We start from the raw sequence: 26047 nt of genomic DNA on the forward strand, positions 1-26047 counted from the left end.
CTCATGCATAGCTTTCGTCGCGATCGACCGACTCGCCCCAAAACAAAAAAAACCTTCCCCTCATCTAGCAATGTCTCACCACGGCTTCTTTGGCTAGTGGTGTTAGGCTGTAGTACTGCCGTTCTTGCTTCAACAACGACTTTAACGCAAGCGCAAAGCGAAAGCACGCTGCGGCAAGCAGAACAGCAGTTAATTCAAGAATATGCGTTGCCTAAAGCACCGGCAAAACCGCCTGTGTATCGACCGCAACGCGCTACTCCAGCCCCCGCCCGCTCTGCACAACCGCGATCGCAACCACCTGCACCTCGTGCAACGAGACCAGCACCAGCACCTACGCGACAAGTTACGCGATCGCAACCACCTGCACCCGCTGCAACTCCTGCGACTCCTCGTCCGCGTCAAGCACCAAAATCTAATCCCACAACACCGACTTCTGTTGCCCAAACTACTGCACCTCCAAGTCAATATGTTTTGGAATTCAACCGCAGTCCAGTTGTCGGCAACCGCTTTCGTTTACGAGGTATTTACTCTGAAGGACGACTGGGGTTTACTCGCCCGCGTGGTTGGCAGGTGCAATCGGTTAAAGCTTTAATTCGCTTTCAACATTCACCAGCGTTGTTTGCAAATCGCTCAAATTTAACACTACGAGTGAATGGTACGAGTGTCGGTAGCGTTCCCTTAAATCGCAAGCAATCGCAAATTGGCAGCGTGCTGTTTGACATCCCACCAAATTTGCTGCAAAACTTCAACGAGTTAACAATGGTGGCGCAGCAGCATAATTCGGCAACGTGTAGCGAACCGAATGACCAAACACTGTGGACGGAAATTTTACCCGACTCCAAATTAATCTTTAACTATACTCCGCAGCCCGTTCCGATTAACTTAAGTCGTTATCCTTATCCTTTCTTCGACGAACTCAGTCTTGAGCCAAATCAAATTGCGTATCTGCTACCGCAACAAATGAGCGAGACGTGGCTAACAGCAGCGGCTCGTTTTCAAACATCTCTGGGGAGATTTGCCGAGTTTCGCCCGATTGATACGAGTTTAGTTGAAAGTATCGATGATGTTGCAGGACAGCGATTAATCATTATTGGGACGCCAGAAGAACAACCAGCGTTAAGAACCCTCGATTTACCGTTTGCGATCGCTGGCAATCAAGTTCTTGATGGCAATCAAGATCCGCTTCCTGAAGATGTGGGGGTTTTGATGGTCACTACGACCAAAGATAGCGGTGTTCCTGTTCTCGTTGCAACTGGGAATGGGGCTGATGGCGTCACAAAAGCGGTGCAAGCACTCGTGCAGTCGCAACAACGTAAACTTGCTACCGGACAGGGAATGATCGTTTCGCAGTTAACGGAAGCACCTACACCAGGGTTGCGTCAATGGCCGCGTTATCTTCCTGAGCAAAATTCGTTTGAACTTAAAGATTTACCAACAAGTAATAACCAACCGTTTGAAGATGTGACGGTTCGCGGTTCTGCTGCGCCACCAATTGAGTTTGACTTTCGCGCGTTGCCGAGCGATCGCTTTAATCGCGGTAACTCGATGACTTTACGTTATAGCTACGGTCCGCAAGTTAACCCACGAACTTCAGCGGTAGAAGTTTTACTCGATGGCGTGTTTATTGGTGGAGAACGTCTGACTTCAGAGCAGGGAGAAGTCAGAAAAGCACTCAACATTAACTTACCAGAAAATCTGATTACACCCACATCGAAAATTCAAGTTGCCTTCCGCTTGCACTCGAAAGAACCACCGGACAGGTGTAGTGGTATTGTTGCCGATCAACAACTTTCTGGTACAGTTCATGCAGATACAAGCTTTCGTCTCAATCGCGAAACATCGGTACAAATCCCTGACTTGAAACTTTTGCAAGCCGGTTATCCTTTTGCTGCACCGCAAGATCTTTCGAGTACCGCAATTGTTTTACCTGACACGCCTTCAGAAACTGATTTGCTCACGATGCTGGAATTTAGCGAACGCATGGGGCGGTTAAGTCAAGCCGAGTCAGTTGCGTTGCAGGTTTATACCGCAGGGACTTTTCCCAGCCAAGACCAAGGCAAGTATCATTTGGTAGGAATTGGTACGCGCGAACAGTTTCCGTTTCCAGAAGTGTTTCAAGCAGGTGGCTTTTTCCTCAGTGATGTCTTTTCTCGTGCTTGGGGTGGTGCTACCGTGCAAGCGTTACCCGATGAAGATGGAGTGATTAAATCAATCATTTCACCTTGGAATCGCGATCGCGTTATTTTGGCACTCAGCGCGCAAACCGAAACTGGCTTAGAACGAGTCCGTCAGATTCTTGATAAAGATCCTTGGTTTTTCCAACTGCAAAAAGATACCGTTTTGATTTCGAGCAATCAGCAAGATCCTGCGGCGTACGATCCTGAAGGCTACGAACTCAAGTTTCTTCAAAGTTCGCCACAGCGGCGCATTGAAAACGCAAGTTTGTTAAGCAAGGCATCGCGTTTCCTACAAGAACATTGGTACTTATTGCCCTTAGGAATTTTGGGTATTGCAGTTGTGCTTTATGGCATCACGCAAGCGTATCTCAAGCGGATTACGGTGGAGGATAAACAGTAGAGCTATGGCTTTATTTAGTATTTCACTCACAAATTGGCTGGTTGAAGGTCTGCCGCAACGTTTCGATCGCGCGCTGGAAAAATTAGAAATCCGCCATCTCAAGTGGCTAATTTTACCGCTGTTGCTGCTATCAGTACCGTTGATTACAACGCCACTCCAAGTTTGGCAGCAAGGTGTTGTGACGGTATTTTTGATTGCGATCGGTCAAATTGTCGTGCGTGCCGAGCAAAACAATCCCTCAAAATCGCGCAGTGAATATTTGCACTTATTCATGGTGTGGCTCAGTTTAGTAACAACGCTACGCTATCTTTACTACCGTACTTCTTATACGCTCAACTTTAACAACTGGATTAATGGCATTAGTTGCATACTACTTTATGGAGCCGAGTTGTACGCGGTTTTTACGCTTATCCTTGCTTATTTTCAAACGCTGAAGATTAAAGATCGCAAACCTGTAGATTTGAAGACAATTCCTCAAGAGCAGTGGTTTACAGTTGATATTTATATTCCTACTTACAACGAAAGTATAGAAATTGTTCGTAAAACTGCGCTTGGGGCATTAGCGACAGACTATCCAGCAGATAAAAAACGCGTTTATATTCTCGATGACGGTCGTAAATTCCCTGAACGCAGAGCCGAGTTACGCCAGATGTGCGATGAAATTGGTTGTACGCTGCTAACGCGCGAAAACAACGATCATGCAAAAGCAGGAAACATTAATACTGCGTTTCGCCGTACTCAGGGCGATTTGGTGTTGATTTTGGACTGCGACCACATTCCGACGCGGGATATTCTGCAAAACACGGTGGGCTTCTTTTACAATCCGAAAGTTTCTTTGGTACAAACACCGCACTGGTTTTATAACCCCGATCCGTTTGAACGGAACTTGTTGACGGGAGGCAAAGTTCCGGTAGGTAATGAACTGTTTTACAAGGTATTGCAAAAGGGTAACGATTTCTGGAATGCTGCGTTTTTCTGCGGTTCGGCAGCGGTAATTCGCAAAGAACACGTCATGCAAATTGGTGGCATTGCGGTAGAAACTGTTACTGAAGATTGTCACACATCATTGCGCTTGCATTCTTTGGGGTACGAAACGGTTTACTACGACAAGATTATGGTTGCGGGCTTAGCGCCAGAGAAGTTTTCGGCGTATGTTGGACAACAAGTACGTTGGGCGCGAGGAATGGCGCAGATCTTGCGAATTGAAAACCCGATGTTCAACCCAAAGTTGAAGCTAACGTTACCGCAACGAATTTGTTATTTTTCGGCAACATCGCACTTTTTCTACGGGTTTCCGCGATTGATGTATGCGATCGCGCCTACGCTATTTTTACTGTTCAGCATTAACCCAATTCGCGGTTTAGGTTTAGAAACCCTCGCGTACGCTTTACCCCATATCCTTTTAGCTTTAAACACGAACCACATAACTTATAAACACGTCCGCTTTTCATTCTGGAACGAAATTTTTGAGTTTGTCATGGCGTACCAAGCGGGAATTGTCACGTTTTTAGCACTACTTAACCCGAAACTTGGTTCTTTCAACGTTACGGATAAAGGGCAAACTGTCAATAAGCGCACTTTCGATTGGCAATCGGTTCGTCCATTGTTGATTGTGACTGCGCTAGTTGTGGCGTCGCTGCTGGCGGTTCCTTTCTGGTTGTTGCTGCGTCCAGAAGATAGCGAGGCGGTTTTAGTTAACGCGCTGTGGTGCGTTTTTAACTTGATATTATTAGTAGCTGCTTGCCTTGTTGCTTTTGAACAGCCGCAGTTACGTTCAGCACACCGCTTGCAGCGCCATCTTGGTGTGGTAATTTATAGCGCAAATCAAAGCGTTCCAGGAATTACAGTCAATGTTTCAGAAACTGGCGCGCTGATTGCACTCGATTCTTGGGCTAACTTACCTGATGAAGTTGAGGTCGAAATTATTGGCGATTACGGAGCGCGAGCATTTCTCAATGGTAGAATTGTCCGCTGGACGCCGATTAATGATACTCAAATTCATGTCGTCGTTGATTTCATCAATCCGACTCGCGCGCAGTTAGATAATTTAGTGTTAGTTCTCTACTCGGATGTGAAAGAGTGGTATGGGCAAAAGCGCGAAATTGTCGATCAGCCGTTTCAGTCATTTAAGTTTCTGGCTACAAGCTTGACACGCTCGTTTCGAGACTTTAAGCCAGAGCGTAGCGTTAAACAAGTACGCAAACGCGTTCAAACGACAGCACAAATTTACTGGGAAGGACAATTTTATTCGGGAGAAGCAACTGAAATCGGCGCGAGTAGTTTGAGGCTTGAGCTAGATCGCAATGCTACATCTTCTGGAAAGCAGCTACAAAAGCAGGACATTCTAAAAATGAAGCAAGAAAAGCCACTTGTGGGTTTACTTGTTGATAATCACAATAGTGCAAACCGTTTGTTAGCTCAAATTGCGCATGTAGAAATTTGTCCTAACGATAGCGAGTCTGACTCATCACTGACAATCGAGTTACAGTTCCCTGAGCAGTTTAAACAAAAACAAGGCGAGAAGATTAAGGAATTGTTACTTACTTTGTAGGTATAGCAGAGGTCAGTAGGTCAGGGTAAAATTCTAGTTAGGGAAGTGAACAATACACTGGCGTTAAACTCCAGTACCTGTATTTACCAGAAATCCCCCATGCTGGGGGACTTTGAGTTTTTTAGTGGTTTAGAAACCTTACGTGTCCTCTCACTACACTGTATTAACGAAAACTGGAAGTATCAGGGTATTGAAGATTGGATTTATGCGGGAGTTTCATAATGTGGTAGGACTTACGCTATAGGTAAGTCCCTTTTACAATTAGTAATTGTTTTCTAGTTCGCCAGTGCGGACTGATAGTTGTTGCGTTTGTCTACCGCGCTGAACTTTGATCTGTAAGGTTTGACCGACTTCACTACTATCTACGATATTTTGTAGTTGCTCGGCTGTAGACACAGGTTGACGGTCAACTTGCACAATAACATCTCCGCGACGTATTCCTCCAGCTGCGGCGGGAGAGTTGGGGATGACTCGCACGACAAGTACGCCGTTAATTTCTGGTACGTCAATTGGGGAATTCGGATCGCTGTTATTTTGTTTTGCTAGCTGTGGAGTAAGCGTTACCATTTGCACGCCTAAATAAGGATGCGCGATTTTCTCTCCGCGCATAAGCCGATCTTTAATTGCTTTGGCTTTATTAATTGGAATTGCAAAACCAATTCCTGTCGCATCTGCGCGAATTGCAGTATTAATTCCGATGACCTCGCCGCGATCGTTTAATAATGGTCCTCCAGAGTTACCAGGATTAATGGCTGCGTCGGTTTGAATAAATTCTAGGCGTTTATCGAGAATACCCACTTCGCGACTCGAACGTTTCAACGTGCTGACAATTCCGAGGGTAACGGTATTATCTAATCCTAAGGGATTGCCAACAGCGATCGCCCAATCGCCTACTTGTACCGTGCTAGAATCACCTAACGGTGCAACAGGAACATCTCCACCAGCATCAATTTTAACTACAGCCAAATCAGTTACTTCATCAATTCCTTGTACAGTGCCTTCGAAAGTACGTCCGTCTTTGAGTTGTACTGTGACTCGATCCGCTTGGTTGACGACGTGGGCGTTGGTAAGAATCTCACCGCTAGGATCGATGATTACACCAGAACCAAGTCCGCGTAAGGTTTCTGGGGGCATTTGTTGCGAAAAACCGTCGCCAAAGAAACGGCGGAAGAACGGATCTTCGAGAAATGGTTCCGGAACCCGACGCGTTACTGTACGCTCGGTATCAATGCGTACTACAGCAGGTCCAACGCGATTGACTGCGGCAGTAACAAAGCTATTTGCGGTTATTGGAGCTTTAGCTTGCGCAATGCTAGTGTTATTTTCAGCAATGGGTGCTGCTTGACACGGTAACACTCGCAAAGTGCTAAATGTCAAAATAACTCCTAGTGCGATCGCTAATATGTAAGTACGAAGGCGCATCAACCATGATTTCACATGCATACCTGTATAGTTTCCACCAGCTTTTTATGTAAGACTACTCTGTTTTGATTTTGACCTAAGTTTGAGCCATTGTAACGTTTGACTGTTTTTGATTTATCATCCTCCTCAATAATTGTACGGCTTTAAACCTGGAGTTGAGAAATTCAAACATCAGACTATAACGACTATTCTTCCCACTTTTTGGTAGTTTTTCTTCTCTTCACTCAAAACTCACTGAGTTTATTTGAGTCACTCGGTTCTCAAAAAATTGTCTTAATTTTCTATCCTATGAATGTCTTCTCAAAAAAAAAGCCTCCTATACATATTGATGATGAAACTATTAATGGCTATATATTTATGACTCCCACTTTCTTAATTATGGGAGTTTTCTTACTTTTACCAATCTGTTTAGCAGTTGTTTTGGCGTTTTATCGAGTTCAACCATTGGGAGATGTTAGTTATACCTTTAGAGGTTTGCGTAACTTTTGGCGAATGTTTAGCGACGAACGTGTCAAAATTGCTTTAAGAAATACAGTAGAGTATGTAACAATCGTTGTTCCAACACAAACTTTACTCGCGTTAAGTTTAGCCTTGGTTCTCAATACACAAATTAAAGGAAGAAACTTTTTTAGAGTACTATTTTTTTTACCAACAGTTACTTCATCTGCTGTTTTAACATTGATTTTTATGTGGATTTGTAACTCTAATGGGTTACTCAATCGCTTTCTTGCTTTTTTAGGTTTACCTACGTACAACTGGCTAGGCGATCCGAGTGTTGCACTCAAAGCGATTATGCTTATGAATATTTGGGCAACTGCGCCGCTTTTTATGGTAATTTATTTAGCAGCTATGCAAGATATTCCAGAAACGCTCTACGAAGCAGCAACGTTAGATGGCGCAAGTGCCTGGGATAAGTTTATCTATATTACTTTACCTTTTCTACAGCCTGTCACTTTTTTTGTTATTGTTATGGGAATAATTGGAACCTTTCAATTATTCGATCAATCTTATATTTTTTCGCGAGGTTCAGGAGGTCCTAATAACTCTACTTTGACAGTTGTATTATTAATTTATCAATATGCTTTTAAAAATCTTGATATGGGTTATGCAGCCGCGCTTGCTCTCATGTTAGCACTTGCAATTATGATTGCAACTTTGCTTCAGCGATTGTGGATTAAAGAAGATAAGTTTAATTGAACAAGGATTTATGTTGCTTAAAAAAACTACTTTACTTGCACCTATTTTATATATCATCTTAATTTTGTATGCGATTTTGACTTTTATACCTTTTGCTTGGGCGTTATCTGCTTCATTTAAACCTCTATCAGAAATTGTATCAGGTACAGATGGTTTTATTCCGCAACAGTTTACGCTAGAAAACTACCAGCAGATTTTTGTCCAAGAACCGTTATTTGGTAGATGGTTATTTAATAGCGTGTTTGTTGCTGTATGTGTAACCTTAGGTAACTTAATCTTTAACTCAATGGCGGGCTATGCTTTGGCTCGACTTCATTTTCCTGGAAATCAACTATTCTTTTTTTTGATATTAGCAGTTTTGATGGTTCCTGGACAAGTAACTTTGATTCCTACTTTTTTAATTTTGAAGTCTTTAGGCTGGCTGAATTCTTATCAAGGACTTATTGTTCCTAGTCTTGTTAATGCAACTTTTATTTTTATGATGCGACAGTTTTTTATTAACTTCCCTAAGGAATTAGAAGAAGCAGCAGCGCTGGATGGACTAGGGTATTTAGAAACTTTCTTTCAAATTGTGTTGCCGTTAGCCAAACCAGCTTTAGCAGCACAAGCAATTTTTATTTTTATGGGCTCTTGGAATAATTTTTTAACTCCCTTACTGATTTTATCAGACAGTGAAATGTTTACTCTACCATTAGGATTAAATACATTTAAAGGACAATATATCAGCTATTGGAACTATATTATGGCAGCATCAATGATGTTTACTTTACCAGCTTTGTTGATTTATGCCTTTTTTAATCGGTATTTTATTCGCGGAGTTACGTTTACAGGCGGTAAAGGGTAAAGACTAGCCCTACATTGTCACAAATTAGCTGTCAATGTTTAAACTGAAACTAGGTTGTGAAGATTTTTTTTCGTTATGGCAGGACATAGTAAATGGGCAAATATTAAGCGCCAAAAGGCGCGTGTAGATGCAGTTAAAGGAAAGACTTTTACGCAATTATCGCGGGCAATTATTGTAGCAGCAAGAAATGGCGTACCCGATCCGGCGGGTAATTTTCAGCTACGAACAGCGATTGAGAAAGCAAAAGCAGCTGGGATACCGAATGAAAATATTGAACGCGCGATCGCTAAAGGTGCAGGTACTTACGCAGACGACTCGGCGCAGCTTGAGGAAATTCGCTACGAAGGCTATGGACCGGGCGGTGTCGCAATTTTGATTGAAGCCTTAACCGATAACCGCAATCGTACTGCTGCTGATTTGAGAGCCGCGTTTAGTAAAAATGGTGGTAATCTCGGTGAAACGGGTTGTGTTAGTTGGATGTTTGCCCAAAAAGGAGTCGTCATACTTTCTGGTGCGGTTGATGAAGAAAAGCTGTTAGAAGCATCATTAGAAGGTGGTGCTGACTCGTATGAACTTGCAGATGGTACGGCTGAAGTATTTACAGATGTAGGTAATTTGGAAAACCTCAGTCAATATTTGAAAAATGAAGGTTTTGTTGTCAGTGATGTGGAGTTGCGCTGGATTCCTAGTAATAGTGTCGAAGTGAGTGACTCGGAACAAGCGCGATCGCTACTGAAGTTAATTGATACGCTGGAATCTCTCGATGACGTACAAAACGTTACGGCTAACTTTGAAATGGCTGATGAATTAATGGCGTTGAGTGTTTAAGCAAATATACCTTGATTCCCAAAGCTCGATCGCGTAACAATTAAGAATAAACGATGTTTTAGCTAGTTATACAATGGTGCTGGAGCAGTTGGAACAAGCAATTTGTCCTCAGTTGGACTGTGACTATGACTTGGCGATCGTCGGTGGTGGTATTGTTGGACTGACGCTGGCGTGTGCGTTGAAAGACTCTGGATTGCGCGTTGCAGTGATTGAAGCTAAACAGCATTCTGTCGCAGCGGCGAAAGGACAAGCTTACGCAGTTCACCAACTTGCAGCACGAATTTTCCAGGGAATTGGCGTGTGGGATAAGATGTTACCCAACATTGCACATTATCGCCGAGTGCGGCTATCTGATGCAGATTACCCTGGGGTCGTTGAATTTCAAACAACAGATTTAGGCACAGATGTCATCGGTTATGTCGCGGAACACCAAGCGCTGCTAGCACCTTTGCAAGAATTCCTGCAGGAATGCGCTAACGTCACTTATTTGTGTCCGGTAGAAGTTGTTGAGACAGAATATAAACCAGATTTCGTCGAGATTTCAGTTGCCATTGAGGGAAAACTGCAAACAATCCGCACGCGATTACTTGTTGCTGCCGATGGAGCGCGATCGCGTATTCGTACCGCCGCCGGTATCAAAACTCGTGGTTGGCAATACTGGCAATCTTGTATTGTCGCCTTTGTGAAACCAGAAAAGTCTCATAATGATACCGCTTACGAGCGATTTTGGTCGAGCGGTCCCTTTGCGATTTTACCTTTACCAGGGAATCGCTGTCGGATCGTATGGACAGCACCGCATGAAGAAGCAAAGGCTTTACTCGCGTTGGATGACGCGCGGTTTTTGCAAGAGTTACAGCGTCGCTATGGCGATCAAATGGGGAAACTCGAACTAGAAGGCGATCGCTTTATTTTTCCAGTGCAGTTAATGCAGAGCGATCGCTATGTCTTACCGCGCCTTGCTTTGATTGGTGATGCAGCGCACTGTTGTCATCCGGTGGGTGGTCAAGGGTTAAACTTAGGCGTACGCGATGCAGCAGCTTTAGCGCAGGTGTTGCGAAATGCGCATGAGAATAGCCAGGATATCGGTAGTATTCAGATACTACAGCAATACGAACGTTGGCGCAAGCGGGAAAATTTAACAATTTTGGGTTTTACTGATTTGTTAGATCGGATGTTTTCTAACAATTGGTTGCCGTTGGTGGCGATTCGCCGGATTGGTTTGTGGATGTTACGACGGATTCCAATGTTTAGAGTTTATGCGTTACAGTTGATGATTGGTTTGCGAGGACGGATACCAGAGTTAGCGCAGAGGTAAAGAAGAAGCACAAGAGACATAGACAATTAGGAATTACAAATTAGTATGTTTCGGATTGGGTGTGCGGTGTGGTCGTATAAGGGATGGGTTGGTAATTTTTATCCGTCGGGGAGTCGAGCGAGTGAGTTTTTGCAGCTTTATAGTCGGCGGTTGACAACGGTGGAGGGAAATACGACTTTTTATGCGACACCTGATCGAGAGACGGTAGCGCGGTGGGCTGCGGATACGCCGTCAGGGTTTGAGTTTTGTTTGAAATTACCGCGAGAGTTAACGCATCAGGGATTGTTAAAACCTTCAATTTCTGGCGCGTTGAGTTTTTTGGAACAGGTGCGGGGATTAGGAAGTCGCTTAGGACCAATTTTTGCACAGTTACCACCGCGCTATGGACCTGAGTTTTTGGAAGATTTGAGGGCGTTTCTCGGTGCTTGGGTGCAGGAAGATGCGGAATTGGCGTTGGAAGTGCGCCATCCTGACTGGTTTACGGAACCTTATAGGAGTCGACTGAACAGTATATTAGAAGAGTTGGGAATTGGGCGAGTTTTGCTCGATTCGCGTCCGATTTACGATACGCCGGAAGATGTGCAGATTCTTTCGGAACGTCGCAAACCGCAGTTACCCTTGCAATTGAGCGTAACCGCACCTTTTAGTTTGATTCGTTTTATTAGTCATCCGCAGCGCGATTTGAATCAAAGCTTTTTGCAAGAGTGGGTAAGTGTGGTTGATGCGTGGTTACGTCAAGGTACGCGCGTGTATTTTTTTGTACATTGTCCGCAAGAAGCGCGATCGCCTGGTACGGCACGTTACTTTTATCATATGTTAGAAAAACACGGTGTTACAGTTTTGCCGCTTCCTTGGGATAGTATTGGGGAATCGCCTACGCAGCTTAGTTTGTTTTAGATAAGCTTGGCGAATAAATTCGCAGCTCAAAAACTAAGTCCACCTCCGCGGACTAATGCGAAAATCAGAGCGATCAAAACCTATAAAGACAGGTTTTATTTGTGTAGCTGCGGTTTTAACTGCTAGGCTAAAAAATTAGCGAATAATTTTTACGACATCGTAAAGACCGCGTTCGTTATCAGCGTAAGCTTGCCAGTTTAGTCTCTTGACTCATAAATTGTTGTAGACGTCTATAAAATTAGTTTTTTTGGATGATAGCGTTAAGAATAAAGCATAGAAGCACGGAAAACACAGAGGAAAGTTTAGGAGAGGTTCTTGCGAGCATAATATTACTCTAGTTTTTTAGAAGAAAACGAGCTTCATATCAAAGTATGATTAATCTTTATACAGTTACCTCAAAAGAACTAAAAATTCTTATATTGCTTTATATTTAAAGACAGGAACAGTAGCATCAGGAAGTACTAAAGAAGCGATTTTCGTCACCTCAAAGCAATTATAAAAAAACTCGAACAGACTTCTAATTATCGCAGTGAAATGGATTCTGCACCAAACTAGTGACAACAAATATATGAGTTTTTAGTAGTAGGGTGCAAATGTTTTGAGGAATAAAATTTGTTTTGAAAAATCTCTTTTTATACCTTCTCTTTGTGTCTTTTGTGGTTCATTAAATTTCACTCATAGCTTTTCAACTAACACGACCGTAACGCGCAACCACAGAATTATGTGGATTAGCTTGATTAGTTAAATACGCCCACAATTGATCTCCTAGGGAAAAATGCCACCATTCACTAGGATGACGCTGAAACCCAGCCGAATGCATTGCCTCAAACAATACCTGGCGGTGGAAGTGGTATTTTTGTGCTTCAGCATCAGTGCTATTGGTATAGTAATCGGGATGCGATCGCGGCGATAATTCATCAATCGCAGAACCCATATCAACCGTCTCGCCAGTATCATTGATGAGTGTTAGATCGACAGCAGCCCCTGTACTATGTGGTGGCGGGTAGCGATCGTCTAAACTCGGTACTGCCCAAAGCTGATAAACTTGTTGCCAAATTTCCTGACGCTGAGTTGCAGATAAATTATCAACTTGCAACTCGGCAGCGCGCACAACTTGCTCAAACGTGTAATCTACCATAAATTGCTGCACAGCTACAGGGCGATAGGCATCAAAAATGAGTAACCGCCACGCAGGATACTGTTTTTGCAGTTGAGTTTGCGCGGCGAGTAAAGCTGATACGACACCTTGACGTAAATAATACGGCGAGCGATCGCCATAAACTGCACCCAATTGCTGATAAGGATGCGGAGAAACCACCGCCAACTTTTCTAGAGGAATCAAAACGAGGGGTTCGTGACACTCTAGAATGGGAACTTGCTGATAGGGCTTCTCCATAATCGGTAAGTAATTCCCTGTTAACCTCGTAACACTTCAATGGCAGAAATTAAAGGAAAGTCTTTCTCCGCCTTAAAAGTTAAGTTGAGCTTACCATCAGTAACTTGTACGCCTCTAATTGATACCATCGTTGCGTTTAAAGCACCACCAGCCGCTTTTGTGATGTCGTAGTTATTCATCACAAGCTTACCCTCAGCTAAAACGTCAAAGACGCGTCTACCAACGCCGCCAGGACCTTTACCAGGCGCACCCCAATACGTTTCAGCAAAATGCAATCGCACTTCGAGATTTCCTGAAATGTTAATTGGCAGGTTAAAGTTGACAATCCGCGATGCTAGAGGAGTTGTGTTTGTAATTTTTCCACGATAAGTTTGGTAAAGTTTATCATTCGTTGTGTTGGCGATCGCAACGTTACCTGCATTTTCTGCTTGTGCGTTTGCTGGCGAGAACCAGCCTTTACCAGAATCAGAAGTCCAGACTTTACCCGTATTATCGGTGTAAGAAACGTTACTACCTACATTTATGCGATAGAGTGTAGAGCGCGTTTCTGGCTTGATGTTACTTATTAAATAGACATTATCCTGATAGTCATAGTTGATTCCAGAATAGTCCATTGCTAGAATCCAAGTGTTGGGGATAATTTGCCCTTGACGATTTCTCGCTGTCCAAAAGCGAACGTGATGTCCACTTGGTCCTGGACTACCTTTTTGTTGGTCGATTAATTGATTATTTTTTGTTGGATCGCTCCACTCTTGATCGATTTTAAAGCCGAAAGTTCCATTTGGATTAAACGAACCTTGTGCAAGTTGCGATAAATTTTGTTTGCGCGGGAGTAGCGTTTGTCCGTCAATTCCTGCATGAGTAAAAACGACTTTAGTGGCGTTGCTACCTTTGCTATGCCAGAAAATTGTTGCAGTTTTTCCTTGCATGTGGTAGGCAGCTAATTGTTTTACGCTCACTGGTTGCGACGGATTTGCCTTTTGCCAGTAAGCTGAAAGTACTTCGTCACCGACGGCTTGCACTAAACCATTTTGATTGAGTTTTTGTCCAGGACCGGTAACTTTTGTTTGATAGCCGAAAACTTGGAGAATTTCGTTTAAACTGGGTTCTTGATTACCTTCGGATACCGATTGCCAGAAGCCGGAAAGCTGAACGACTTTGCTCGCCTCGTCGGCATCGTTGGATTTGATCGTTAAAGTACCATTATGAATGCTACCACTCGTTGCTTTAAAGCGGATGCGTAAATCAAGCTGTCCTCCAGGGACGATTGTTACAGGAACTTTGATATTGTTGAGCAATTCCCACGGACCTGTAATAGGCAAGCCGGTGATTCTAAGCGGGCTAGTTCCTAAGTTTTTAGTTCGCAGCGTAACCGTGTCATGAACTCCGTTGTCAGGCGGGTTATTCAGACTACCAATACGACTGAAGACAAGGCGATCGCTGTATGGTACGTTATCGAGGTTTTGAATATCAATTTCTGGACCACTGACTGCTGCTTGTATTGCAGAATGCTGCTGTAGAGGAGACAGCGTGCTTAAATCTGTTTGCGTGTGATTGAAGTTGTTATGCAGCGTACTAGTGTGGTTGTTTGGAGTAACAGACCCACTAGCTAAAGTATCCAATTGATAGTTGATCGCCATTGCCGACCTGAGAGGTTATATAGAGGTAAAAAATTGTACTGACGAGCTATATAAAATCTTTACCATGTTTTTCTGCACAAGACGTCACAAATATCATCTACCTTAACTAACAGGTACAGAATGGGGAGAAACCCGCCAAATCTTGATTGTTCGATCTTTGCTCCCAGTTGCAAAATTTAAACCGTTGTGACTAAAGGCGACGCACGTAATTCCTTGAGAATGATCTGCAAGATTGCGGACAACTTCTCCATTTTTGATATTCCACAGTCGAATCACTCGGTCTTCACTAGCAGTTGCAAAGGTTTCGCCATCGCTGCTAAAACTAATTGCTGTGACTTCTTTTTTGTGTGCGGCGATCGTGCGGCGGAGTTCGCCGTTGCTCGTATTCCAAAGCTTGACTTCTCCAATATTACTACCACTTGCGAGCGTTTTGCTATCAGGGCTAAAGGCAACAGTGTATACTGGTCGTGCATGTCCTGCTAGCGAGTGCAGTAACTTACCTGTTCGCATATCCCAAATGTTGGCTCTTTGGCGATAAGTACCACTCGCAATCATTTGTCCGTTGGGACTAATCGCGATCGCCGCTACGCCTCCTTGATCCGCAATTGTACGTAAAAGTTGTCCTGTGCGCGCGTGCCAGATTTTGATTGTGCGATCGCCACTTCCACTCACTAAAATCTCGCCGTTGGGGCTAAATGCGATCGAACTCACCCAATCTTTGTGCCCTGTTAACGTGCGGATGTTTTTGCCCGTTTTGAGGTCCCACAGTTTAATTGTTTTGTCCCCACTGGCGCTGGCTATTATCTGACTATCTGGAGTAAACGCGACTGAACTAATCCAGTCTTTGTGTCCTGATAAAGTGTGTAGCAGCTTTTTTGCACCCAAGTCCCACACTTTTACGGTGCGATCGCCACTTCCACTTGCTAGAACTTGTCCATTCGGGCTAAATCCTACTGTATAGATTGCCCGTGCGTGACCGCCGCTAATTGTATCTACTGATAATTTACCGCGCCACGCATTCGCTGCGGCTTGCAGCAGTTCGGTTTGTAATGATTTTGAACTAACGGCATGTGGTGTTACTTGTACTATAGATTGCGGCATCGCTGCTAAGGGCATGACGCCAAAAGTTAATAATGGAAGCGCGGTAAACACAATTTTTCGCGAGCGCATAAAGCTATCTTTTCAGGTGATTTCACAACGAACTTCATCAGCCGATTGAGGCTTTTGGCTACTTGTTGGTAAGGTCTACAACCTTCTCAAGAGCAAAATTGTCTTTCCTTGTGCCAGCTATTTTAAATCAAGAATCTACTGTCATACTGCCTAGTTTGTCGTATTTTCTTCCTCAATTTGTATATTGAAGACAAATATATTGACTAATTCTTAGCAAATTCAGCAGAAAATATTGTCATTTTATGTCAGAATCATTATGGAAACTTACATCTCTTAAATAAAATCAGCAAATTCTGAAAAGCTCTATACAAAACTAGCGATGTTGACAAATAGCGGTGGACGCGAGTAATTAAAGATTTTGCAGATGTTTTTTGCCTCACCTAACGAATTTAGGTGTTGTGGATTGTTGAATTGAGAGAGCCAATGAGACGTGTAGAAGCTGCTAAATGCATTTTTGTTCCCGACCTTTACAAAAAGAAACACTGCGACAATTCTTGGCATTTTTCACCGCATCATCTGCGCTCATTAGCAACTATTTTTTAATTTGTTTAAACTGAGATCTAAGCTGCTAAATGAATTCAAATTGGCAAAAGTGACGATGTAGTTGTAACTTTTACCAAGGCAATTCAACTCTTGGGGAGAGTCAAGCGATGATAGGTAAATTGCTCGGTGGGCGATACCGAATTGTAGATATTTTAGGAACTGGGGGCTTCGGTCAAACCTACGTTGCTGAAGATATACACCGCCCTGGTCATCCTAAATGTGTTGTTAAACACCTCAAGCCTACTAGCAGTAATTCTAGTTTTTTAGAAAATGCGCGACGTCTCTTCCAATCGGAAGCTCAAACGTTAGAAAAGTTAGGAAATCACGATCAAATACCTAGATTACTCGCTTATTTTGAAGAAAACGAAGAATTTTATCTAGTCCAAGACTTTATTCAAGGTCATCCTCTAAGTGCCGCATTACAAAGAGATAGTCGCTGGAGTGAAGCCAAAGTCTATCAGATGTTGCGGGAAGTTTTAGAAATTCTAGAATACGTCCACAGCCAAGGAGTTATTCATCGTGACATTAAGCCAAACAACTTAATTCGACGCCATGAAGACGGCAAATTAGTTTTAGTTGATTTTGGTTCGGTAAAGCAAGCATGGACGCAAGTTGTAACAGCATACGGGCAAACAAAAACAAGTTTTGCCTTGGGTAGTCCAGCAACGATTGGTATTGGTACTCCGGGATATATGCCAACTGAACAAGGACGAGGTAGACCGCGTCCGAATAGTGATATTTATGCACTAGGAATTATTGGCATTCAAGCGCTTACTGGACTTAGTCCGATGTGTTTTCAAGAAGATATCGATACTGGCGAAATTTTGTGGCTACACGCAGCAGCCGACGTTAACCCAGCGCTGGCTAGTATCCTCTCCAAGATGGTGCGCTACCACTTTAAAGATCGCTACCAAACTGCAAGCGAAGTTTTGCAAGATTTAGAGCGCATCAATTTACCAGCAGTAGAACATCCCACCAATTTAATATTTGAACAAGTACCTTTACCGAGTCCGTCACACAGCACCATCATTTTTACCGAAGATAATACAGCAAACGCGGAATCTCAGCGCGTCATTCCAGTAACTTTAGCAGGTTCTACCGAGCTTTATACAGGAGGTCAAATTCCGCGGTTGCTCGCCCCCACGAGCGATCTGATACCTACACCGCCTCAAGTAACGTCTAGCCAGCCTACTATTGCTACACCACAAACAGCTTCTTCAGTAAAAAAGACCTCTGTAAAGCCACCTGTCAGCAGTCACGTCAAAGACACGAGTGATGCAGCGCCGAGTCAACACAAAATTAGGATTGGTGCGGGCATTACCGCGATCATTCTCAGCTTAGTTGCAGGTTATGCAATTTACTGGCAACCGCGTCCCAGTGTTTCTAGACCTTTAGAGCACATGAAATCTCTCAAAGCCGAAGGAAGGTACGAAGAGTGCGTTGACCAAGCTTCTACCTTATTAGCAGAACCTAGCGACTACACAACAGATGCGCAATCAATTTTACACGAGTGCCAAATTGCCCAAGCAATTCGATTTGCTGGAGAACGTAACTTCCGTGCAGCGATAATGGAAGCCAACAAAATTCCATCGTCTGCGCCTTTTTATCAAAATGTGCAGCAACTGATTGCACAGTGGTCGAATAGTATACTCGAAACGGCGACAAACGAATATCAATCAGGCGATCTCAAACAAGCGATCGCAATTGCCCAGCAAATTCCTAACTTAAGTCCTGTCTACCTAGAAGCGCAGACATCCATCAAGCAATGGAATAGCGAATGGGAAAGTAACACGCAACACGTTGAAGCTGCACAAAAGGCTTTAAAAGCTGAAAAATGGGAAGAAGCAATTGCCGAAGCCAATAAAGTTTTAGATACTGTTTACTGGCAACAACAAACACAGCCGATTATTCAAACTGCCGAATCGAAGCTAGCAGAAGTTAAGAAAACTACTGTTGCTAACCAATCCACAACCACCCCTCCTCAGAAAACAACACCTGTTGTTCGGAAGACGGCGATCGCAAAGCCTAAATCTACAACACCAGCCCCAAGACGCACTGTTGCAACTTCTACAGTAAAACGCGTCACTACTCCGACAAGGCAGACTCCAGCAAGACGCGTGCAGCCACGCACTGTCAACCGAACACCACCACAAAGAACCGTTCGCCGTCCCGCAGCGACTCAACCACGTCCCGCGACTCCTGCTAAACCATCGTATAGTTGGACAACGAAAACCATACCCTAATAAAGTTAATTTTTTGGTACTGGATCGTAACCACCTGGATGCCAAGGATGACAGCGCAACACTCGTCGCACTGCCAAAATTCCGCCGTGCCATACTCCAAAGCGCTCGATGGCTTCGATTGCATACTGCGAACAGGTAGGATGAAAGCGGCAACTAGGAGGAAACAGCGGTGAAATTAAAATCCGATAGCCGCGAATTAAGAAAAGAATCAGACGTTTCATCAAAGAGCCAATTCTCGATAGAGTGTTACAAGAATACTTCTGTTCAGCTTAAGTCAAGACCTTGCTTACTTTAACCTGGTTAGAATCGGTGCCAGATGTATGGCAGCAGATTATTATTGTAGGAACGTGGATCGGTACAATCTTATCAATAGCATTAATTGCTAATCGCTACACAAATGCCGACTCAGAAATCACGCGTAAAATTGTGCACATCGGTACCGGTAACATCATTTTGTTTGCTTGGTGGTTAAATATTCCTGCAAGTGTAGGTATTGGGGCTTCAATTGTAGCGAGCATCGTTACCCTGCTATCGTACAAATTTCCGCTGTTACCTGGAATTAACAGCGTGGGACGTCAAAGCTTAGGAACATTTTTTTATGCAGTAAGTATTGGTGTCTTAATCGCCTGGTTTTGGTCTATCGAACAACCGCAATACGCCGCTTTAGGCATTTTGGTAATGACGTGGGGCGACGGGTTAGCAGCATTAGTTGGTCAAAGATTCGGTAATCATCGCTACAAAGTTTGGGGAATTCAAAAAAGCTGGGAAGGTTCTTTAGCAATGGCTGCTGTCAGTTACATCGTCAGTAGCCTGATTTTGCTAAGCGTCCAAGGTAGCATTTGGCAAACTTGGTTGATCTCGCTAGTTATTGCCCTCGTGGCGACAAGTTTAGAAGCTTTCTCGAAATTTGGTATTGATAATTTGACTGTTCCTCTTGGTAGCGCCGCGATCGCTTTTGCTTTGACTCAGTTGCTGTAGGTTAAGTAACTGGTAATTGGTCATTGGTAATCGGTAATCGTATAAATATACCACCTGTTACCTATTACCCATTACCCAACTGCATTGCACAATAAACAAAGAACACTAGGAGGTGGAAATGGAGAAGCGACGCTTAGGCACAACTGATATTCAAATTACTCCGATTTTGCTGGGAACGTGGCAAGCAGGTCAAAAACAATGGGTTGGCATTGAGGATGAAGAAAGTATCAAGGCAATTCGCGCTGCGGTTGATGCGGGAATTACGACAATCGACACGGCAGAAGTGTATGGTAATGGTCACTCCGAACAAGTCATCGCGCAAGCCCTAACTGATGTTCCACGCGAGCAAATCGTTTACGCTACAAAAGTTTTTGCCAATCACTTGAAATATGACCAAGTTCTCGAAGCTTGCGATCGCTCGCTGAAAAACCTAAAAATTGAGTACATCGACCTTTACCAAATTCATTGGCCTTCAGGTTCTTTCAATACCGAAATCGTGCCGATTGAAGAAACAATGCGTGCTTTAAATCAATTAAAGCAACAAGGTAAAATTCGCGCGATCGGAGTGTCTAACTTCTCCCGCGCCCAGTTAGAAGAAGCCGCGCAGTATGGACGCATTGATAGTATTCAACCTCCTTATTCACTATTTTGGCGTTGGGTCGAGAAAGACGTGATGCCGTACTGTATTGAGAATAATATCTCGATTCTTGCTTATTCTCCGCTGGCGCAAGGATTATTGACAGGGAAATTTGGTCGCGGACATCAATTCGACCCCCAAGATAATCGCGCAAAAAATAAGCTATTTCAAGGAGAAAACTACGAACGAGCGCAGCAAGCTTTAGAAAAACTGCGTCCGATTGCTGAACGTCATCAAATTTCGCTAGCAAATTTAGCAATTGCGTGGTTGATTGCGCAGCCCCAAACCCAAGCGATCGTTGGTGCGAGAAATGCTGAACAAGCTGTGGGTAACGCTAAAGCAGCAGAAGTCAAACTCACTTCTGAAGAATTAGCTGAAATTGATGCTATTGGTCGCATTGTTACCGATCATCTTGATGAAAACCCAGTGATGTGGAATTTTTAGGAACAGAGGTCGCAGATTGGGGGATTTAGAAATATGAAGGTGATTGGTATGTTGCTAAGTTGTTGGCTGTTGTTGCGAAATTCAAAGACTTTTAAACTTGAGTAAATCACTAGTGGCGATGTGAGAATCGCGTGATAACTTAAGTATTAAGACACCGGATAGATATAAATCAATCTAAAAAGTTCTCGGCGCGGTGTCTCCTGTCGTAGAACTACTATTAGCACATACCAAGCATAGCTTTAGAGGCAACACACCTTAAACAGGTAAAGCCTAACCTAGGTCTGGAATGACACTTCTATGCTGGAGTTGCAAACCTCGTAAACCTTAGTTTTTCTACTTAATCTCTTTAATTCCAAATTCAATTTGAAGAAGTTGAGTCTTATTTCCTCAAGGGTCTAGTCAATCTGTTCTTGGCTAGACCCAAATTGTTTTAACGTGGCGGTTAGGTTAGTGAGAGTACCCACTCTTTTAAAAGCGAGTTAACTTGATCTGGTACTTCATCATGCGGGCAATGTCCGGCGCGTAAGAAATATTCTGTTAGTTGTGGATAGTACTTGCGAAACTTAGGCGATCGCTCTCTTGCATTCATCCAAGGATCCGCTTCTCCCCATAAAAGCAGTAACGGACACTTTAGCTGTTGTAGCAGCGTATCAACTTTTTCTCCTTGAGGAGTACTAAACACCGAGGCAAAAACATCAACCGCACCAGGATCGCACGAGGGACGATAAATGTCTTCCACAAGCTGGTCTGTAATCGCACTTTTATCAAGATAAACTTTTTCTAAAGTTTGGCGGATTACCCAAGGTTGGCGGATGTACTGAAACAGTAAAAAACGCCCTAAAGGTTGCTGAAAGAACCATTTTGCTGACTCTTGCAGAAATTGTTGTACCCAGTCGGGCTGTTTTGGTGGTTGAATTTCAGATTGTACAGCTTCCGATTCAGCAGTCGGTCGATCTTCATTAAAAGGACCTGCGCTATTGAGTAAGGCTAATCCTGCGGCTGCGTCTGGTCGCTGGGCTGCAACACACAAACTCGCATACCCGCCCAAAGAGTTACCTGCTAACACGACTGGCTGACCAATGACTTCTTGAATAAAGTCGTATAGCTGATCGCGCCATAAATCTCCGCTGTATTGCCACTTTGGTTTAGCTGAACGCCCAAAACCTAATAAATCAATTGCCCATACTTCAAAATCACGCGATAACCCAGCAATATTTTTGCGCCAATGGTCGGTTGAAGCGCCAAATCCGTGTACTAATAATAATGGAGGATGCTCTGAGGATTGTCCGGCGCACACATAATATATTGACTGTCCTCGCCACTGCCTATATGCGCCAGGAATCGAGCTAGTAGCAGCTGGAGTCGCCTGCATAATCTCAATAAATGTTAAGTTACTTTAATAATTCTATCGCAGAGCGTTATGGCATGTGAGCGTGTAGCTCAATAGAGGTCAGGGGTCAGAAATTTGGTTTGGGTATTGGTAAGTGATTACAGGAAAAACTCAACTGCTTGGCGTTATAGGACATCCAGTAGAACACTCGTTGTCGCCAGCGATGCATAATGCTGCGATCGCGCATTTGGGACTTGATTATGTTTATTTGCCACTATCAGTGAAACCTGAAGCTTTAGCAACGGCAATAGCTGGGTTGGCAGCAATTAATTTCACAGGCTTTAATGTTACAATTCCGCACAAGCAAGCAATTCTACCTTTACTGTCAGAAATATCTCCTGTAGCTCAAGCAGTAGGAGCTGTTAATACAGTTTGGCGTCAAGGCGATGCTTGGGCAGGTACTAACACGGATATTGCAGGTTTTTTGGCTCCGCTACAAGCTCAAAATCGCGATTGGTGTAGTGCTGTAGCAGTAATTTTAGGCTATGGAGGAGCCGCGAGGGCAGTCGTAGCTGCGTGCGCTCAACTAGGTTGCCCAATAATTCATATTATTGGTCGTAACTGGCAAAAGCTACAGCAGTTTTACGCTAGTTGGAACGATGCGGATATCAGCAGTAAACTGCAAGTTCATGCTTGGGATAAACTACCACAATTGATTCCGCAAGCAACCTTATTAGTCAATACGACTCCTGTAGGAATGCATCCGCACGCTGAAGCCTCACCATTAAGTAATGCACAAATGAAGCTTTTGTCGCCGGAAGCGATCGCATACGATTTAATTTACACTCCCAGTCCTACCGAGTTTTTGCAACAAGCAGAAAAACAAGGCGCGATCGCCATCGATGGACGCGAAATGCTCGTTCAACAAGGAGCCGCAGCGCTACAAATTTGGTTAAAACAACCTGTACCAGTCGAGGTGATGCGTCAAGCATTGCATCAGCAACTACAGCGGGAGTAACGAGGTTTGACCTCTTAGTTCGTTCACGCTTGTGGCCAACGCCAATTATAGCGATTCCAACTGTACACGCCTTGAATTTCGTACTCTGCACCATTACTTAAGCGAACAATACAGCTCGTTGTAGTATGATTTCCTTCGCATGCTTCTTTGATTTGCAATACAGTGCAGCTATACCACTCGCGCTGACACGGACCTGTTTCTTGCACCCATTCCCATAAGCCATTTGATACTTCAATGCGATCGCCAACCTTTAGTCTTAAAGCTTCTTGCGCTTCACTTTCAGCATACTCGGCAATATGAACGGGTTTGATGCGATTGAGCCATTGCAAGCCGTAGCGATCGCGGATAAACTGTACTTTTCCTGAATCGCGACTCATTAACCAATCATTCAACAGTTGAATCTTCCAATCGCGATCTTGTTGTTGTTGTTCTTTAATATATTCCCAAAAGCTGCGACGTTCTTCGGCGGTGAGTTCTTGTAAGGGATTCGTCGCAGTTCCATCGAGAAGGGTGTCAGCTGAATTTTGCTGATAGGCGATCGCTTGGATGATAATTTCTTTTTGCTGTTCTGTGAGAGCGCAGCCAGCTGCTTCACAGTTTCTAAATGCTGCTTGCAGGGTTGCTTCGAGCTCTGCAGGGTTCATAGCAAGTTAAGTCGCGATTCCCTATTTTACGATAAAACCTGAATACAAAACTTTTAAAACGCTTGTCCCTTGGAAAATCTCAGCTTAAGCTGAGGTTGGTCACAATTACTTTTAGTGTTTAGTGTTGTTGTTTATGCATCGTGGTTTTACTGTTCTCCTCTTAACTTGTCTGATTGGGATCGCTACTTGTTTGTGGAGTCCCCCAGCATTAGCACTCACTCAAATCAAACTCTCTAATCTTACGTATCACGAGTGTCCTCAAGAACTCGCCGAAGGAGCAGTAACGAGTGGTGGTACTACAATGGCAGCCAACTGCTTTATTGTTACTGGAAAGGCCGAAAATGCTTCTAATAAACCAGTTTACGACGCTGATATTTTTGGCAGAATCTACGACGCTAACAATGAACCCGTTATGCAAAACCGCACTCGCTTGGGTTCGATTGCCGAAGTTCCACCAGGTGTTAGTGATTTTGAACTAAGAATTTCTGTACCGGCAAATCAGCCTACTCCTTTAAAGCTAAAGCAGTTTAAGGCAGCCGGTTTTAGCGGTCAAGTCCGACGGTAATTTCAGTAACCCAGCTTAGTAGTAAGCAAATGCTCCTGGCAAACCACCGATGAGGCTTCCTGCTACTTGTAATAGTAAAATAGCCAAAATCGGTGAGATATCAATTCCACCTAGTGGAGGAATGAATGAGCGAAACAGGTTGAGATAAGGATCGGTTATTTGGCTAATTGCAGCAAAAGGTTGCGAATACCAGTCAATATTGGGAAACCAGGTAAGGAGTACCCGAATAATGATGATATAAGTATAAATTGTAATAAACGTAACTAGCGTATTTGTCAGTAAGTAAATGGAACTCATAGATCGAGAGTGAGTTACTAAATTGTACTTCAACAAAGAATGATTTTAATTTAGCCGATATTAGCTCTTTTGGGATCTTTAGTAAGAAAGATCCGCCAATAATGTGTTGCTATGAGTCTTGGGGCGAGCGCTCGCTATCGGGCTGATTGCTGTTGACTTGTCCCAAGGTGAGGCGGACTTCATCAATTGTTTCATTGAGTTGAGCAATTTTATCTTCTAAACTACGCCGTGCAGTTTCAATACTCTGATCCGAGTAAGCCGCTTTGATTTGGCGACGCTTAAGACGATTGTTGTCTGATAGTTTTGAGTTGCGCTTTTCGGAGAATTCTCCCGTTACTTCATAGTTAGCATTTTGGCTAGCTAACAAAGCGCCAATCACACCTCCTACGATTCCTCCTACGATTGTGCCAGTTAGAAAACCACTAACAAACCCATCACGCTGATTCATGTCGATCTTGCCCTCTTGGAATGCGCTGTTGCTTATTCAAATGGTAGGCGATGTAGCCTTGTGTGGAGAGTCTAGATTAATCTTTTCTGGGTAAAGGCTTTTGTAGCAGTAGTCAAAATCGTCACTTTGACCTCTGACCCTAACATTATGTTCCAAACGTGCGATCGCCTGCATCGCCTAATCCAGGAACAATAAAGCCTTGTTCGTTAACAAACTCATCGACGGTTGCTGTGTAAATCACTAATCCAGGATAAGCTGCACCGATTTTTTGCAATGCTGGAGGAGCAACAACGACGGAAATAATCCGCGTCAAACTTGGATCGACTCCGCGTTTTTCTAATTCGGCTAAGGTCATCATAATCGAGCCTCCTGTCGCCAACATTGGCTCAGTAATTAAAACTCGCGTTTCTGGGGCAAACCGTTCGGGAAGTTTATTTAGGTAGCAACTAGCTTCTAAAGTTGTTTCGTCGCGTACCAAACCCAAGTGATAGACTGATGCTAATGGTAGCAACGTTTGCGCGCCTTCGAGCAAAGCTAATCCAGCGCGTAAAATTGGAACAACGGCGATCGGAACTTCAGGATTAATTAACGTGGCTGGCGCAGGTGCTAACGGAGTATCGATAGTTACTTCTTGCGTTGGTAGCCAATCTCGCACGGCTTCATAAGTCAACCAGCGCCCTAGTTCTGTCATGGCGCTTTTGAATAGAACCGACGGCGTCGCTGCATCGCGAGCAACGCCTAACCAATGCTTAATTAATGGATGGGGTGGAACATAAACACGCAATTGCAGCGTCATAGCTCGATCAAATGACTGGTAGGTACATTACTGGTCTGCATCATCATACTCTCTTCCAGCGCGGCTGGGGAGGTCATACGACTCGGACTGCTGCAAAAATCGCTAAAGTCGTAGCTGCTGGACAAAAGAACTCTCAAACTGTTGAAAATAATTTGCATTAACTATTGACAACATTTATCAATCAAGTTTATAGTGACATTCAGTGTTCTCCTCTCTTTTAAAGATCGGCAGACGGGGTTGGTCAGCAGTAGCAGACTGATCCCTATT

At 43.8% G+C, this 26047-nt stretch carries 23 protein-coding genes; 13 read left to right on the top strand and 10 right to left on the bottom strand.

The window, feature by feature from the left end; translation table 11 throughout:
• The first annotated feature begins 3 nt into the window (after positions 1–3).
• Complete coding sequence (locus B1A85_RS17170; protein WP_104547963.1) at positions 4–2577, top strand: cellulose biosynthesis cyclic di-GMP-binding regulatory protein BcsB; 2574 nt, start codon at positions 4–6, stop codon at positions 2575–2577.
• 4 nt (positions 2578–2581) lie between these two features.
• A complete protein-coding gene (gene bcsA / locus B1A85_RS17175) occupies positions 2582–5128 on the top strand; it encodes a UDP-forming cellulose synthase catalytic subunit (protein ID WP_104547964.1) in 2547 nt (848 codons plus the stop codon).
• A 261-nt stretch (positions 5129–5389) separates the two neighbouring features.
• Here the strand turns inward: bcsA and B1A85_RS17180 are convergent, their stop codons facing one another.
• A complete protein-coding gene (locus B1A85_RS17180; protein WP_104547965.1) occupies positions 5390–6571 on the bottom strand; it encodes an HhoA/HhoB/HtrA family serine endopeptidase in 1182 nt (393 codons plus the stop codon).
• Between the two features lie 336 nt (positions 6572–6907).
• On the opposite strand from B1A85_RS17180, the gene B1A85_RS17185 reads away from it, so the two are divergent.
• The 5 genes from B1A85_RS17185 to B1A85_RS17205 all read left to right on the top strand — a co-directional run bounded on the left by B1A85_RS17185 (position 6908) and on the right by B1A85_RS17205 (position 11631).
• Positions 6908–7747 carry a carbohydrate ABC transporter permease gene (locus B1A85_RS17185; RefSeq protein WP_246841456.1) on the top strand — a complete coding sequence of 280 codons (840 nt, stop codon included), beginning with the start codon at positions 6908–6910 and terminating at the stop codon, positions 7745–7747.
• 10 nt (positions 7748–7757) lie between these two features.
• Positions 7758–8591 carry a carbohydrate ABC transporter permease gene (locus tag B1A85_RS17190; RefSeq protein ID WP_104547967.1) on the top strand — a complete coding sequence of 278 codons (834 nt, stop codon included), beginning with the start codon at positions 7758–7760 and terminating at the stop codon, positions 8589–8591.
• A gap of 75 nt (positions 8592–8666) precedes the next feature.
• Positions 8667–9419 carry a YebC/PmpR family DNA-binding transcriptional regulator gene (locus tag B1A85_RS17195; RefSeq protein WP_104547968.1) on the top strand — a complete coding sequence of 251 codons (753 nt, stop codon included), beginning with the start codon at positions 8667–8669 and terminating at the stop codon, positions 9417–9419.
• A 73-nt stretch (positions 9420–9492) separates the two neighbouring features.
• Complete coding sequence (locus tag B1A85_RS17200) at positions 9493–10734, top strand: FAD-dependent hydroxylase (RefSeq protein ID WP_104547969.1); 1242 nt, start codon at positions 9493–9495, stop codon at positions 10732–10734.
• A gap of 45 nt (positions 10735–10779) precedes the next feature.
• Positions 10780–11631, top strand: coding sequence for a DUF72 domain-containing protein (locus tag B1A85_RS17205; protein ID WP_104547970.1), 852 nt, complete (start codon positions 10780–10782; stop codon positions 11629–11631).
• 685 nt (positions 11632–12316) lie between these two features.
• Here B1A85_RS17205 and B1A85_RS17210 read toward each other — a convergent pair.
• The 3 genes from B1A85_RS17210 to B1A85_RS17220 all read right to left on the bottom strand — a co-directional run bounded on the left by B1A85_RS17210 (position 12317) and on the right by B1A85_RS17220 (position 15837).
• Positions 12317–13027, bottom strand: a complete 711-nt coding sequence (locus B1A85_RS17210) for a M15 family metallopeptidase (protein ID WP_104547971.1) — start codon at positions 13025–13027, stop codon at positions 12317–12319.
• Positions 13028–13047: 20 nt separating this feature from the next.
• Positions 13048–14667, bottom strand: a complete 1620-nt coding sequence (locus B1A85_RS17215) for a malectin domain-containing carbohydrate-binding protein (protein WP_104547972.1) — start codon at positions 14665–14667, stop codon at positions 13048–13050.
• A gap of 102 nt (positions 14668–14769) precedes the next feature.
• Positions 14770–15837, bottom strand: a complete 1068-nt coding sequence (locus B1A85_RS17220) for a WD40 repeat domain-containing protein (RefSeq protein WP_104547973.1) — start codon at positions 15835–15837, stop codon at positions 14770–14772.
• 650 nt (positions 15838–16487) lie between these two features.
• Between B1A85_RS17220 and B1A85_RS17225 the strand changes: the two genes are divergently transcribed.
• On the top strand, positions 16488–18623 hold the full coding sequence (locus B1A85_RS17225; protein ID WP_104547974.1) for a serine/threonine-protein kinase: 2136 nt from the start codon (positions 16488–16490) through the stop codon (positions 18621–18623).
• 5 nt (positions 18624–18628) lie between these two features.
• On the opposite strand, the gene yidD is transcribed toward B1A85_RS17225, so the two are convergent.
• The gene (gene yidD / locus B1A85_RS17230) at positions 18629–18844 is read right to left on the bottom strand and encodes a membrane protein insertion efficiency factor YidD (protein WP_210404534.1); all 216 of its coding nucleotides are present in this window, start codon (positions 18842–18844) and stop codon (positions 18629–18631) included.
• Positions 18845–18905: 61 nt separating this feature from the next.
• Between yidD and B1A85_RS17235 the strand changes: the two genes are divergently transcribed.
• Together B1A85_RS17235 and B1A85_RS17240 are read left to right on the top strand one after the other, a co-directional pair.
• A complete protein-coding gene (locus B1A85_RS17235) occupies positions 18906–19601 on the top strand; it encodes a diacylglycerol/polyprenol kinase family protein (RefSeq protein ID WP_104547976.1) in 696 nt (231 codons plus the stop codon).
• 118 nt (positions 19602–19719) lie between these two features.
• Positions 19720–20682: an aldo/keto reductase gene (locus B1A85_RS17240; RefSeq protein ID WP_104547977.1), complete on the top strand. Its 963-nt coding sequence runs from the start codon at positions 19720–19722 to the stop codon at positions 20680–20682.
• A gap of 442 nt (positions 20683–21124) precedes the next feature.
• Here the strand turns inward: B1A85_RS17240 and B1A85_RS17245 are convergent, their stop codons facing one another.
• A complete protein-coding gene (locus B1A85_RS17245) occupies positions 21125–22054 on the bottom strand; it encodes an alpha/beta fold hydrolase (protein WP_104547978.1) in 930 nt (309 codons plus the stop codon).
• A gap of 112 nt (positions 22055–22166) precedes the next feature.
• Between B1A85_RS17245 and B1A85_RS17250 the strand changes: the two genes are divergently transcribed.
• Entirely contained in the window at positions 22167–23030 is an 864-nt protein-coding gene (locus B1A85_RS17250) for a shikimate dehydrogenase (protein WP_104547979.1), read from the top strand.
• A gap of 23 nt (positions 23031–23053) precedes the next feature.
• On the opposite strand, the gene B1A85_RS17255 is transcribed toward B1A85_RS17250, so the two are convergent.
• Positions 23054–23674, bottom strand: a complete 621-nt coding sequence (locus B1A85_RS17255; RefSeq protein WP_104547980.1) for a hypothetical protein — start codon at positions 23672–23674, stop codon at positions 23054–23056.
• A 133-nt stretch (positions 23675–23807) separates the two neighbouring features.
• On the opposite strand from B1A85_RS17255, the gene B1A85_RS17260 reads away from it, so the two are divergent.
• On the top strand, positions 23808–24239 hold the full coding sequence (locus B1A85_RS17260; protein ID WP_104547981.1) for a hypothetical protein: 432 nt from the start codon (positions 23808–23810) through the stop codon (positions 24237–24239).
• A 15-nt stretch (positions 24240–24254) separates the two neighbouring features.
• Here B1A85_RS17260 and B1A85_RS17265 read toward each other — a convergent pair whose 3' ends face one another.
• The 3 genes from B1A85_RS17265 to upp all read right to left on the bottom strand — a co-directional run bounded on the left by B1A85_RS17265 (position 24255) and on the right by upp (position 25780).
• Positions 24255–24527: a YggT family protein gene (locus B1A85_RS17265; protein ID WP_104548071.1), complete on the bottom strand. Its 273-nt coding sequence runs from the start codon at positions 24525–24527 to the stop codon at positions 24255–24257.
• A 118-nt stretch (positions 24528–24645) separates the two neighbouring features.
• A complete protein-coding gene (locus tag B1A85_RS17270; RefSeq protein WP_104547982.1) occupies positions 24646–24984 on the bottom strand; it encodes a hypothetical protein in 339 nt (112 codons plus the stop codon).
• Between the two features lie 145 nt (positions 24985–25129).
• Entirely contained in the window at positions 25130–25780 is a 651-nt protein-coding gene (gene upp / locus B1A85_RS17275; RefSeq protein ID WP_104547983.1) for a uracil phosphoribosyltransferase, read from the bottom strand.
• Between the two features lie 11 nt (positions 25781–25791).
• On the opposite strand from upp, the gene B1A85_RS24000 reads away from it, so the two are divergent.
• A complete protein-coding gene (locus B1A85_RS24000; protein ID WP_168192422.1) occupies positions 25792–25941 on the top strand; it encodes a hypothetical protein in 150 nt (49 codons plus the stop codon).
• Positions 25942–26047 lie beyond the last annotated feature (106 nt).

Source organism: Chroococcidiopsis sp. TS-821 (assembly GCF_002939305.1).
In the GTDB taxonomy this organism is placed as follows: Bacteria; Cyanobacteriota; Cyanobacteriia; order Cyanobacteriales; family Chroococcidiopsidaceae; genus Chroogloeocystis.